Here is a 12,595-nt window from a genome sequence, read left to right on the forward strand (position 1 = left end):
TCACCATAGGATATGATTTAAGGCTGTGAGGTTTATGATGTTTTCCATTCCCCGCACCTTATTTTTGCAGAAGAGATCTCTTAACTGTGAATTTACTCAATATGAGTACTGAGCTAGCTGTTGTCTTCGTATTTTCATTCCTCTTTTTGTTCGTTGCCCGGAAGGTTGCGAATAAAATAGGACTCGTTGATAAACCCAATTTTCGTAAACGTCACCAGGGGTTGATCCCGCTGGTGGGCGGCATTTCTGTCTATGCAGGCGTTTGCTTTGCCTTTCTGATCACCAATTACACCATTCCACATGGCAAGCTTTATCTTGCCTGCGCCGGTTTGCTGGTGCTCGTCGGTGCGCTGGACGACCGTTACGATATCAGTGTCAAAACCCGTGCCATGGTTCAGGCCGTCGTCGCTATCGCGATGATGAGTTTCGCTAACCTCGATCTGCGCAGCCTCGGCCATCTGATTGGCCCGTGGGAAATGGTATTAGGTCCGTTCGGCTATCTCATCACATTGTTTGCGGTATGGGCCGCTATCAATGCTTTCAATATGGTCGATGGTATCGACGGATTACTGGGCGGCCTGTCTTGTGTCAGCTTCGGCTCATTAGGCATCATCATGTATGACAGCGGGCATATGGAGCTGGCGCTCTGGTGCTTTGCGATGATTGCCGCCATCGTTCCTTATATTTTGCTCAATCTGGGTGTTTTGGGGCCGCGCTATAAAGTCTTTATGGGCGATGCGGGCAGCACACTGATTGGTTTCACCGTGATTTGGATCCTTTTGCAAAGTACGCAAGGCGAATCCCATCCGATGAATCCGGTGACCGCGCTGTGGCTTATCGCCATTCCGCTGATGGACATGGTTGCCATCATGTATCGCCGCTTGCGCAAAGGAATGAGCCCGTTCTCTGCTGACCGCCAGCACATTCATCATTTGATCATGCGGGCAGGTTTTACTTCCCGTCAGGCCTTTGTTCTGATCACATTAGCGGCGGCGCTCCTCGCGGCCGTCGGCGTCATTGGCGAGCACCTGAGTTTTGTACCTGAATGGGTCATGCTGGCCTTATTTTTTGTTGCCTTCCTGTTGTATGGCATCTGCATCAAGCACGCCTGGCGTGTGGCGCGGTTTATTAAACGTATTAAAAGGCGTTTGCGCCGTTCCTCTAATCAATAATCACTCTCTTAAGCAGGGGCATACTGGCTGTGGATAAACCAGAAATGATCAGAAACCAGAACGAACACGACATCGAGAATGAACTCGATATTCGCGGCCTGTGCTGCACGCTATGGAACGGTAAATTCTGGATTGCTGGCCTGGCGATACTGTTTGCTTTGGTGGCACTGGGTTCGTCTTATCTGATGAAACAGGAGTGGAGTTCCACGGCGATCACCGACCGCCCGACAGTGAATAATCTGTCTTCCTATTTTTCCCAGGCACAGTTCCTGCGCAATTTAGATATCCGTAATGCGCCGCAATCGGACGTTAACCGTCCGGCGATTTCTGATGAAGCATATAACGAGTTTGTTATGCAGCTGGCAGCGTACGACACACGTCGTGATTTCTGGATGCAAAGTCCTTATTACAAGCAGCGTCAGGAGAATGACCCGCGTGCCGATGCCGTTCTGCTCGATGAACTGATCAACGACATTCAGTTTACGGCGCGTGATGCGGCTAAAGTGCCGAATGATATTGTTAAGCTGACAGCGGAAAACGCCACCGACGCCAATAAGCTGCTGCGTCAGTATGTTGATTTCGCCAGTCATCGCGCGGCACAGCATTTATATGATGAGCTGGAAGGCGCATGGGCGGCTCGTACACAGTCCATGAAAGCCCAGGTGAAGCGTCAGGAAGCCGTGGCGCAGGCAGTTTTCGCCCGCACGACAAACACCACTGAACAGGCACTTAAGATAGCTCAGCAGCAAAATATCAATAAAAGCGTGACCGATACGCCTGCCGAAGAACTGCCGAATTCCGATATGTTCCTGCTGGGCGTGCCGATGTTGAAAGCCCGTCTGGAATTATTGCAGGCTTCAGGTCCGGGGTTTGATCTTGATTACGACCAGAACCGCGCGATGCTTTCAACACTGAATGTCGGCCCTACGCTCACCGCGAAATTCCAGACCTATCGTTATCTGAGAACGCCGGAAGAGCCAGTAAAACGTGACAGTCCCCGCAGGGTATTACTGATGATTATGTGGGGCATTGTCGGTGGTCTAATCGGGGCTGGCGTGGCCCTGACTCGCCGTAAAAATAAGAGAAACACATTGTGAAAGTGTTGACGATTTTCGGCACCCGTCCGGAGGCCATTAAAATGGCCCCGCTGGTGCTCGCTTTGTCGCAGGATGCGGCATTTGAATCCAAAGTTTGTGTCACGGCCCAGCACCGTGAAATGCTTGACCAGGTATTACGCCTCTTTGAAATTACGCCGGATTATGATCTTAATGTCATGAAACCGGGGCAGGGGCTGACGGAAATTACCAGCCGCATCCTGACCGGGCTGAAGCCTGTGCTGGATGAATTCCAGCCTGATGTAGTTCTGGTGCATGGCGATACGACGACGACATTGTCGGCTAGCCTTGCTGCGTTTTATCACCAGATCCCTGTCGGTCATGTTGAGGCCGGATTGCGTACCGGCGATCTCTCTTCTCCCTGGCCGGAAGAAGGCAACCGTCTGCTGACCGGGCATCTGGCTAAGTGGCATTTCGCGCCGACGGAAAACGCCCGCGCAAATTTACAGCAGGAAAATATTGCTCCGCAGGGCATTTTTGTCACCGGCAATACCGTGATTGATGCACTGCTGTGGGTACGCGATCGCTTTAGCAGTGATGCGTCGCTGGCTCAGCAACTGGCGGATAGCTACCCGTTCCTTGATGCCGCTAAAAAGCTGATTCTGGTCACCGGCCACCGTCGTGAAAGTTTCGGGGAAGGTTTTGAGCGCATCTGCTCGGCTTTGGCGGACATTGCCCGTCAGCATCCCGACGTACAAATCGTGTATCCGGTCCATCTCAATCCGAACGTCAGTGAACCGGTGAACCGCATTCTGCAAGGCATTGATAATATTGTTCTGATTGATCCGCAGGACTATCTGCCGTTTGTCTATCTGATGGATAAAGCGTATCTGATCCTCACCGATTCCGGTGGCGTGCAGGAAGAAGCGCCGTCGCTGGGCAAGCCCGTGCTGGTGATGCGTGAAACTACCGAACGTCCGGAAGCGGTTGATGCCGGAACGGTGCGGCTGGTAGGGACAGATCCCGCTAAAATAGTTGAGGAAGTGAATCGCCTGCTGAACGATGAAAACGAATACAACAGCATGAGCCGGGCGCACAATCCTTACGGTGACGGGCATGCCTGTCGCCACATTCTTGACGCTTTGAAGAATCATTGGGTATCACAATGAGTTTTGACATTATTTCTGTTATTGGCCTGGGTTACATCGGTTTACCTACCGCCGCCGCTTTCGCCTCCCGTCAGAAAAAAGTGGTAGGTGTGGATATCAATCAGCACGCTGTGGAAACCATTAACCGCGGGGCTATCCATATTGTTGAGCCAGACCTTGATGTGCTGGTAAAGCGTGCGGTTGAAGACGGTTTCCTGCGCGCAACGACGCAGCCTGAACCGGCTGATGCGTTCCTGATTGCCGTGCCGACGCCATTTAAGGGCGATCATTTGCCGGATATGAAATTCGTCGAATCTGCCGCCCGCTCGCTGGCGCCGGTTCTGAAAAAAGGCGATCTGATTATTCTGGAATCCACTTCACCGGTCGGTGCGACAGAGCAAATGGCGCAGTGGCTGGCAGAAGCGCGTCCTGATCTGAGCTTCCCGCAGCAGGCCGGTGAGCAGTCTGATATCAACGTCGCCTACTGTCCTGAACGTGTTTTGCCTGGGCAGGTGATGGTTGAGCTGATTAAAAATGACCGCGTGATTGGCGGCATGACTTCGGTGTGTTCACAGCGAGCCAGTGACTTGTATAACATTTTCCTCGAAGGCGAATGTGTGATCACCCATTCCCGCACCGCTGAAATGTGCAAGCTGACCGAAAACAGTTTCCGTGACGTGAATATTGCCTTTGCGAACGAGCTGTCGCTGATTTGCGATGCACAGGGGATTAACGTCTGGGAACTGATTAGTCTGGCGAACCGCCATCCGCGCGTGAATATTTTACAACCCGGTCCGGGCGTCGGCGGCCACTGTATCGCGGTCGATCCGTGGTTTATCGTGGCACAAAACCCTGAGCTGGCGCGCATGATCCGCACGGCGCGTGAAGTGAACGACAGCAAACCACACTGGGTCGTTGACCGTGTGAAAGCGGCGCTGGCGGATTGCCTTACCGTGACCGGCAAGCGTGCCGCTGATATCAAAATCGCCTGCTTCGGGCTGGCGTTTAAACCGAATATTGACGATCTCCGCGAAAGTCCGGCAGTTGAAGTGACCCATCTGATTGCTGACTGGCATTCAGGCGAAACCTGGGCGGTTGAACCTAACGTTCATCAGCTTCCGTCGTCACTCGCGAACAAAGTCACGCTACAGCCTGTTGATCGTGCGTTGAAAGAAGCCGATCTGCTGGTGATGCTGGTCGATCATAAATCGTTTAAAGCGATCCCCGCCGATCAGATCCAGCAGTCCTGGATTGTGGATACCAAAGGCGTATGGCGATAAACCAGTCGTTGCGCGGCGTGCTTGAACCGCTGGTCTGGGAGAGTGAATTCTTCCGGCTGAAAAGCGCGCGACTGACGCCGGACGCCGCAGCGACTGGCATCACGACACAGGCGCTGGATGACTATGCGCTGGTGCAGGCGAAAGTGGATGCGTCAGAAACGCATACGCTGGATGCACTTTCGGCGCTGGGTTTCCGGCTGGCAGAAGGTGAAACGGACATTTGCGTGACGGTGACGCCGCAGGATAATGCGCTGGCGGCCGGGCGTCTGGCCATTCCGGAAGACATTGCCGATGTGACCGCGATTGCCCGTCAGGCATTTCGCCTTAGTCGTTTTCGTGCGCCCTGGTATCAGCCGGATGACAGCGCACGTTTTTACGCGATGTGGGCAGAAAAAGCGGTTCTCGGCACCTTTGATCACCTTTGCCTGTGGATTGACGATGAACAGGGCAACGGACTGGGCTTTGTCACGCTGCGACGTCTGTCCGAAGATGAAGTAAGAATTGGCCTGCTGGCTGTCAGACCTGAGTATCAGGGGAAGGGAGCGGGCAAAAAGTTAATGGCGGCTGCGAAAAAATGGTGTGCTGAACAAGGCGTGTCGCGATTATATGTCGCCACGCAAACCGGCAATCTCGCGGCCTTGAATCTTTATCTCGCCAGCGGTGGCAAAGTTGCCCGCACGGCATACTGGTTGTACAGGTGAAACGATGATCCCTTTTAATGCGCCACCGATTGTGGGTACTGAAATTGATTTCATGCGCGAGGCGATGAGCAGCGGCAAACTGTGTGGCGATGGCGGATTCACCCTGCGCTGCCAGAAGTGGTTTGAACAACGTTTTAACTGCCCGAAAGTGTTGCTGACGCCTTCCTGTACCGCTTCTCTGGAGATGGCGGCATTATTGCTAGACATCCAGCCCGGCGACGAAGTGATCATGCCGAGTTTCACCTTTGTTTCGACCGCTAACGCGTTCGTACTGCGTGGCGCCAAAATCGTGTTTGTTGATGTCCGTCTGGACACTATGAATATCGATGAAACCCTGATTGAAGCGGCGATCACTGAGAAAACGAAAGTGATTGTTCCCGTGCATTACGCCGGTGTGGCCTGTGAAATGGACACCATTATGGCGCTGGCCGAAAAGTATCGTCTGTTTGTGGTGGAAGATGCGGCGCAGGGCGTGATGTCGACTTACAAAGGCAAAGCGTTGGGCACTATAGGTCATATCGGCTGTTTCAGTTTTCACGAAACCAAAAATTACACTGCGGGTGGCGAAGGCGGGGCAACGCTGATTAACGATCCGGCGCTGATTGACCGTGCTGAAATCATTCGCGAAAAAGGCACTAACCGCAGCCAGTTCTTCCGCGGGCAGGTGGATAAATACACCTGGCGTGATATCGGTTCCAGTTATCTGATGTCCGATTTACAGGCCGCGTATCTGTGGGGAAATCTCGATGCCGCTGAAAAGATTAACCAGCGCCGTCTGAGCATCTGGAATGAGTATTACGAAGCGTTGCAGGATCTGGCCGACGCTGGCCGTGTTCAGCTGCCTTCAGTTCCGCAGGATTGCGTGCAAAACGCCCACATGTTCTATGTCCGCCTGAACGATATCGAAGATCGCGACGCGTTTATTCGTCACATGAAAGCGGCGGATATCCTGACTGTATTCCATTACATCCCGCTGCACGCCTGTCCGGCGGGTGAAGATTTTGGTCGTTTCTCTGGTGTCGATCGTTTCACGACCAAAGAAAGTGAACGTCTGGTGCGACTGCCGTTGTTCTACAACATGACCGACGACACGCAGCGCACGGTGATTGCGGCCATGCTGCAATATTTCGCCTGATATGTCGCTGGCAAAAGCGTCCGTCTGGACCGCTGGTTCCACGCTGATTAAAATCGGTGCCGGGCTGCTGGTGGTGAAACTGCTGGCGGTGGCTTTCGGGCCTGATGGTGTGGGGCAGGCGGGGAATTTCCGCCAGCTGGTGACAGTACTGGGCGTGCTTTCCGGTGCCGGAATTTTCAACGGCGTTACCAAATACGTCGCTGAACATCATGAAAACCCGGAGCGGTTACAAGCCGTTCTCGGCACGTCTTCCACGCTGATTTTAGGTTTCTCGACGGTGCTGGCGGCCGTTTTTCTGCTGGCCGCCGGACCGGTGAGTGTCGCGCTGTTCGGCCATGACCGCTATCAGGCAGTCGTCCGCTTTGTGGCTTTTATTCAGATGGGCATCGCCTACGCCAACTATTTTCAGGCCATCCTGAAAGGCTACCGTGATGCCATGGGCAACGCGCTGGCGGTGATCGGCGGCAGCCTGATCGGTCTTCTGGCCTATCTGCTGTGCTTTAAGCTGGGCGGCTACGAAGGCGCTTTGGCCGGGCTGGCGCTGGTGCCGGCGCTGGTGATCCTGCCTGCGGGCGGCATGTTGTGGCGGCGGAAATCCTTCCCGCTGCATTATTTAAAGCCGGGCTGGGATCGCTTTATCGCCAGCCATCTGGGCAAATTTACGCTGATGGCGCTGATCACCTCCGTTACCTTACCGGTGGCGTATGTGATGATGCGAAATCTGCTGGCGGAGCATTACAGCTGGAAAGAAGTGGGGATCTGGCAGGGTGTCAGCAGCATTTCCGATGCCTATTTGCAGTTCATTACCGCCTCTTTCAGCGTGTATCTGTTACCGACGTTATCGCGCCTGACCGATAAGCGCGATGTCACTCGCGAGATTGTGAAATCGCTGAAATTCGTTTTGCCTGCGGTGGCGGCGGTCAGTTTTACCGTCTGGCTGCTGCGCGACTTTGCTATCTGGCTGCTGTTTTCAAAACAATTTATCGCGATGCGCGATTTGTTTGCGTGGCAGCTGGTCGGCGATGTGCTGAAAGTCGGCTCGTATGTTTTTGGGTATCTGGTGATCGCCAGAGCGTCATTGCGCTTTTACGTGCTGACTGAAATCAGCCAGTTCGCGTTACTGACGGGATTCTCTCACTGGCTGATCCCGATACACGGTTCTCTTGGCGCTGCACAGGCCTATATGGCGACCTACATCGTCTATTTCACCCTGTGTTGCACCGTATTTGTTATCTATCGTAGACGAGCATGACAACGCTGATTCACGTTCTGGGATCTGACATTCCCCACCATAATGTCACCGTACTGCGCTTTTTTAATGGTGTACTGGCCGAATGCGCGCCGGAAAAGCTGATTTGTCATTTTATGGTCGCGGCGGCGGATGCATCAGCGTTTGCTGAGTTCACGCGTCTGGATATTCGCGTTTATCCGGATAAAAAGACGCTGGCGGCGGCGGTGATTTCCCGCGCGCAGGAACGCACACATCACTTTTTCTTCCACGGCCAGTTTAATCCGACACTCTGGCTGGCATTGCTGACCGGCAAAATTAAGGCACGACAGGTCAGCTGGCATATCTGGGGCGCAGACCTTTATGAATCGGCAGGCGGTCTGAAATTCCGTCTGTTCTATCTGATGCGTCGTCTGGTGCAGGGCCGTATCGGGCATGTTTTCGCCACCCGCGGTGACTTGATCCACTTCCATCAGCGCCATCCCCGCGTGCCTTCTTCGTTGCTGTATTTCCCGACGCGGATGGATCCGGCGCTCACGCAGCCTGCGGATTTGCCCGAGCCCGAAGGGCCGATGACGGTTCTGGTCGGTAACTCCGGCGATCGCACTAACCAGCATATTGAAGCGCTGCGTTCGTTGCATCAGCAGTTCGGAGCCGATATCCGGGTGATTATCCCGATGGGCTATCCGGCCAATAACCAGACTTACATTGAGCAGGTTCGCGCTGAGGCATTAAAACTTTTTGCGCCTGAAAACGTTGAACTGATGACCGGCGCGATGGCGTTTGACGACTATCTCAACGTGCTGCGCCGCTGTTCGCTGGGGTATTTTATTTTCGACCGCCAGCAGGGCATTGGGACGCAATGTCTGCTTATTCAGTTCGGCGTGCCGTTCGTCGTCAGCCGTCAGAATCCGTTCTGGCAGGATCTGGCTGAGCAGCATTTGCCGGTGCTGTTTTACGGCGATGCGCTGGATGCCAAAACAGTGGCGGAAGCACGACGCCAGTTGCTGAGCGCTGATCGCCAAAATATCGCCTTTTTTAATCCGAATTACATCGCGGGCTGGCAGCAGGCCTTGCAGCTGGCGGCGGGAGACGCATCATGACGCTGACACAGCTCGGTGGCTTGTCACTGGTGTATGCGTTCTCGCTGCTGTTCATTCTGACGCTGACGTATAAAGAGTTTCGCCGCGTGCGCTTTAACTTCAACGTCTTGTTTTCTCTGCTCTATCTGCTGACATTCTATTTCGGTTTTCCTCTGACTTGTCTGCTGGTTTTCCAGTTTGATGTGAAAGTGGTGCCGGTCGAAAACCTGTTGCAGGCCATGCTGGCCGCCACCTGTTTCTACGGCATTTATTACGTCAGCTATAAAACACGGCTGAAGGCAAAACGTGACGGGCCCTCACGCCCGCTGTTTACCATGAACCGGGTGGAAACCCATCTCACCTGGATGTTGCTGGCGCTGATTGCGGTGGTGACGGTTTCTATTTTCTTTGCGCATAACGGCTTTTTGCTGTTTAAGCTCAAGTCGTACAGCCAGATATTCTCCAGCGATGTGTCCGGCGTGGCGCTCAAACGCTTCTTCTACTTCTTTATTCCGGCCATGCTGGTGGTCTTTTTCCTTAAACCCGACGTGCGCCGCTGGCTGTTTTTCCTCGCCAGTACGGTGGCGTTTGGCTTCCTGACGTATGTCATCGTCGGCGGTACCCGCGCCAATATCATTATCGCGTTCGCCCTGTTTCTGTTTATTGGCATTGTTCGCGGCTGGATCAGCTTATGGATGCTGGCGGCGGCGGGCGTGCTGGGTATCGTCGGCATGTTCTGGCTGGCGCTTAAACGCTACGGTCTGAACGTCAGCGGTCCGGAGGCCATTTATACCTTCCTTTATCTGACGCGCGATACCTTCTCGCCGTGGGAGAATCTGGGGCTGTTGCTGCAAAACTACGACAAAATCAGTTTTCAGGGACTGGCACCGATTGTGCGTGATTTCTACGTCTTTATCCCCGGCTGGCTGTGGCACGATCGTCCGGGCGTGGTGCTTAACTCGGCCAACTATTTCACCTGGGAAGTGCTGGATAACCATTCCGGCCTGGCGATTTCACCGACGCTGATTGGCTCGCTGGTGGTGATGGGCGGCGTGTGGTTTATCCCGCTGGGCGCTGTTGCCGTCGGTATGATCATCAAATGGTTCGACTGGTTGTACGAAAAAGGCAAAGCAGACACCAACCGCTACAAAGCCGCCATCCTGCAAAGTTTTTGCTTCGGTGCGGTCTTTAATATGATTGTGCTGGCCCGTGAAGGCGTGGATTCCTTCTTTTCGCGGGTGGTCTTCTTCTGTGTCGTTTTCGGCGCATGTCTGGTGGTGGCCAAATTGTTGTACTGGATGTTTGACGCCGCCGGGCTGATACGTGCCAAAATACCCCGCAGAAAAAACCTCATGGAGCCGCTGGCAGTAAGGAAGAATCATGAATCTGGAGAATAACGTTCCGCAATACGATATCCGCGGGATCCGCCTTTGGGGCTTTCGTAATATGGCGCATTTTCTCGATTACCTTTTTGCCGGTCACAAGGTGAAAACCGGTGCGCTGGTGGCGATAAATGCCGAGAAAGTGCTGACCGTCGAAAGTAATCCCGAAATGAGTGAGCTGATTGGCCGCGCTGAATACAAATATCCTGACGGTATCAGCATTGTGCGGGCCATCCGCCGTAAATACCCGCAGGCGCAGGTTTCCCGTATCGCCGGTGCCGATCTCTGGGAAGGCCTGATGGAGCGCGCCGGTCGTGAAGGAACGCCGGTCTTTCTGATTGGCGGCAAACCTGAAGTTCTGGAACAAACGGAAGAAAAGCTGCGCACGCAGTGGAACGTCAATATTGTCGGCAGCCAGAATGGCTACTTCACGCCGGAGCAGCGTGGCTCGTTATTCGAACGCGTCAGAGGCAGCGGGGCAGCGATTGTGACGGTGGCGATGGGCTCGCCGAAACAGGAAATCCTGATGCGTGATTGTCGTCTGGTTCATCCGGATGCGCTCTATATGGGCATCGGAGGCACCTACGACGTTTTCACCGGCCACGTGAAACGGGCGCCAAAAATCTGGCAAAACATGGGGCTGGAATGGCTCTATCGTCTAATTTTGCAGCCAAGCCGTTTGCGTCGTCAGCTCAAACTGCTCAAATTCGTCCGTTATTACTACACCGGTCGTCTGTAACGAATCCGCCGTTCTGAATCTTCAGGACGGCGCGTCACCTCTCATTTCTTCACTTCTCTTGCCTGTGTTTCCTGTCCGCTTTGCATATCAGTGCTTATCTTTCTCAATAGGCGTTTGCAACTCGTCGGAAAATACGGAACCATAACGCCGTTTTTCCGCCCTATACGGGCATCATCACAATAAAAATAACATTCCGCTCCTTCCGGAAGGCAAACACAACGAGAGAGAAATTGAGGATCTATGGAGAATAAAGAAGAAAAGGGTGGGCTACACCGGGGGCTGGAGGCGAGACATATTGAGCTGATCGCTCTGGGCGGTACCATCGGTGTCGGATTATTCATGGGCGCGGCGAGCACCCTGAAATGGGCCGGGCCGTCAGTGTTACTGGCGTACATTCTGGCTGGTGTGTTTGTCTTCTTTATCATGCGTTCGATGGGCGAAATGCTGCATCTGGAGCCGGTGGCCGGTTCGTTTGCAGTGTATGCGCATAAATATCTCGGGCCGTATTACGGTTATCTTACCGCGTGGAGTTACTGGTTCATGTGGATAGCGGTGGGGATTTCCGAAATCACCGCGATTGGCGTTTACGCGCAATACTGGTTTCCGGATTTACCGCAGTGGATCCCCGCGCTGGCGGCTGTGGCGATTGTTGCTGCGGCAAACCTCGCGGCTGTGAAACTCTATGGTGAAATGGAGTTCTGGTTTGCGCTGATCAAAATCACCACCATCATTGTGATGATCGTAGTCGGGCTGGCGGTGATTTTCTTCGGATTTGGTAATCACGGCGAACCGGTGGGGTTTGCGAACCTGACCGCGCACGGCGGCTTCTTTGCCGGCGGCTGGAAAGGCTTCCTGTTTGCGCTGTGTATTGTCGTGGCGTCCTATCAGGGCGTGGAACTGGTGGGTATCACCGCCGGTGAAGCCAAAAACCCGCAGGTTACCCTCAAACGCGCCATCAATAACATCCTGTGGCGTATCCTGATTTTCTACGTTGGCGCGATTTTCGTTATCATCACCATCTTCCCGTGGAACGAAATGGGCTCGCACGGCAGTCCGTTCGTGCTGACCTTTGCGAAGATTGGTATCGCTTCAGCGGCGGGTATTATCAACTTTGTGGTGCTGACAGCGGCACTGTCGGGTTGTAACAGCGGCATGTATAGCTGCGGACGTATGCTGTATGCGTTGTCTCAGAATCGTCAGTTGCCAGCGTTCCTGAGCAATGTATCTAAAAGCGGTGTGCCGGTTTACGGCATTGCGATCACGATTTTGTGTCTGCTGGTCGGTTCGTGCCTGAACTACATCATTCCGAATCCTGAGAAAGTATTTGTGTACGTTTACAGCGCCAGCGTATTGCCGGGCATGGTGCCGTGGTTTGTGGTGCTGATCAGCCAGCTGCGTTTTCGTGATGCGCATAAAGAGAAACTGAAAAACCATCCGTTTAAATCGATTCTCTTTCCTTATACCAACTATCTGACGCTGCTTTTCCTGGCGTGTGTGCTGGTCGGTATGGCGATTAATCCGGATACCCGCGTTTCATTGCTGGTGGGTGGGATTTTCATCGCGGCGGTGTCGCTGATATACTTCGGCCTCGGCATGCACAAACGTGCCGCGCTGACGTCGGAAAAACTAAAATAACGCCGTAAGTCATGGGTGGGGAAGGGAAGGCGCTTACT

The 12,595-nt window shown here is 53.7% G+C and carries 11 protein-coding genes; all 11 read left to right on the forward strand.

The genetic code is table 11. The features are described 5' to 3' along the window. Positions 1-86 precede the first annotated feature (86 nt). A complete protein-coding gene (gene wecA / locus CKQ54_RS04245; protein WP_120162807.1) occupies positions 87-1,172 on the forward strand; it encodes a UDP-N-acetylglucosamine--undecaprenyl-phosphate N-acetylglucosaminephosphotransferase in 1,086 nt (361 codons plus the stop codon). 44 nt (positions 1,173-1,216) lie between these two features. Next, complete coding sequence (wzzE, locus tag CKQ54_RS04250) at positions 1,217-2,269, forward strand: ECA polysaccharide chain length modulation protein (protein WP_120162819.1); 1,053 nt, start codon at positions 1,217-1,219, stop codon at positions 2,267-2,269. After that, entirely contained in the window at positions 2,266-3,396 is a 1,131-nt protein-coding gene (gene wecB, locus CKQ54_RS04255; protein WP_113878105.1) for a non-hydrolyzing UDP-N-acetylglucosamine 2-epimerase, read from the forward strand. The genes wzzE and wecB overlap by 4 nt, the downstream gene beginning before the upstream one ends. Continuing rightward, the gene (gene wecC, locus CKQ54_RS04260; protein ID WP_120162806.1) at positions 3,393-4,655 is read left to right on the forward strand and encodes a UDP-N-acetyl-D-mannosamine dehydrogenase; all 1,263 of its coding nucleotides are present in this window, start codon (positions 3,393-3,395) and stop codon (positions 4,653-4,655) included. Before wecB ends, wecC begins: the two co-directional genes overlap by 4 nt. Further along, entirely contained in the window at positions 4,646-5,356 is a 711-nt protein-coding gene (gene rffC / locus CKQ54_RS04265; RefSeq protein WP_208644582.1) for a dTDP-4-amino-4,6-dideoxy-D-galactose acyltransferase, read from the forward strand. The genes wecC and rffC overlap by 10 nt, the downstream gene beginning before the upstream one ends. Positions 5,357-5,360: 4 nt before the next feature. Beyond that, the gene (rffA, locus tag CKQ54_RS04270) at positions 5,361-6,491 is read left to right on the forward strand and encodes a dTDP-4-amino-4,6-dideoxygalactose transaminase (protein WP_120162804.1); all 1,131 of its coding nucleotides are present in this window, start codon (positions 5,361-5,363) and stop codon (positions 6,489-6,491) included. 1 nt (position 6,492) lies between these two features. Then, positions 6,493-7,743, forward strand: coding sequence for a lipid III flippase WzxE (gene wzxE / locus CKQ54_RS04275; protein ID WP_120162803.1), 1,251 nt, complete (start codon positions 6,493-6,495; stop codon positions 7,741-7,743). Further along, positions 7,740-8,822, forward strand: a complete 1,083-nt coding sequence (locus CKQ54_RS04280; RefSeq protein ID WP_120162802.1) for a TDP-N-acetylfucosamine:lipid II N-acetylfucosaminyltransferase — start codon at positions 7,740-7,742, stop codon at positions 8,820-8,822. Before wzxE ends, CKQ54_RS04280 begins: the two co-directional genes overlap by 4 nt. Further along, positions 8,819-10,198, forward strand: coding sequence for an ECA oligosaccharide polymerase (gene wzyE, locus CKQ54_RS04285; protein WP_113878099.1), 1,380 nt, complete (start codon positions 8,819-8,821; stop codon positions 10,196-10,198). The genes CKQ54_RS04280 and wzyE overlap by 4 nt, the downstream gene beginning before the upstream one ends. Continuing rightward, entirely contained in the window at positions 10,182-10,922 is a 741-nt protein-coding gene (gene wecG, locus CKQ54_RS04290) for a lipopolysaccharide N-acetylmannosaminouronosyltransferase (protein ID WP_113878098.1), read from the forward strand. Before wzyE ends, wecG begins: the two co-directional genes overlap by 17 nt. Positions 10,923-11,162: 240 nt before the next feature. Beyond that, positions 11,163-12,557 (forward strand): bifunctional threonine/serine APC transporter ThrP, encoded by a 1,395-nt coding sequence (gene thrP / locus CKQ54_RS04295; RefSeq protein WP_112290315.1) that lies wholly within the window; start codon positions 11,163-11,165, stop codon positions 12,555-12,557. Positions 12,558-12,595 lie beyond the last annotated feature (38 nt).

Source organism: Rahnella variigena (assembly GCF_003610915.1).
In the GTDB taxonomy this organism is placed as follows: domain Bacteria; phylum Pseudomonadota; class Gammaproteobacteria; order Enterobacterales; family Enterobacteriaceae; genus Rahnella; species Rahnella variigena.

Coding starts and splice junctions, on each gene's coding strand:
- thrP (WP_112290315.1), top strand. CDS start 11,163: ATGGAGAATAAAGAAGAAAAGGGTGGGCTACACCGGGGGCTGGAGGCG.
- wzzE (WP_120162819.1), top strand. CDS start 1,217: ATGATCAGAAACCAGAACGAACACGACATCGAGAATGAACTCGATATT.
- wecC (WP_120162806.1), top strand. CDS start 3,393: ATGAGTTTTGACATTATTTCTGTTATTGGCCTGGGTTACATCGGTTTA.
- rffA (WP_120162804.1), top strand. CDS start 5,361: ATGATCCCTTTTAATGCGCCACCGATTGTGGGTACTGAAATTGATTTC.
- wzxE (WP_120162803.1), top strand. CDS start 6,493: ATGTCGCTGGCAAAAGCGTCCGTCTGGACCGCTGGTTCCACGCTGATT.
- wecG (WP_113878098.1), top strand. CDS start 10,182: ATGAATCTGGAGAATAACGTTCCGCAATACGATATCCGCGGGATCCGC.
- wzyE (WP_113878099.1), top strand. CDS start 8,819: ATGACGCTGACACAGCTCGGTGGCTTGTCACTGGTGTATGCGTTCTCG.
- rffC (WP_208644582.1), top strand. CDS start 4,646: ATGGCGATAAACCAGTCGTTGCGCGGCGTGCTTGAACCGCTGGTCTGG.
- CKQ54_RS04280 (WP_120162802.1), top strand. CDS start 7,740: ATGACAACGCTGATTCACGTTCTGGGATCTGACATTCCCCACCATAAT.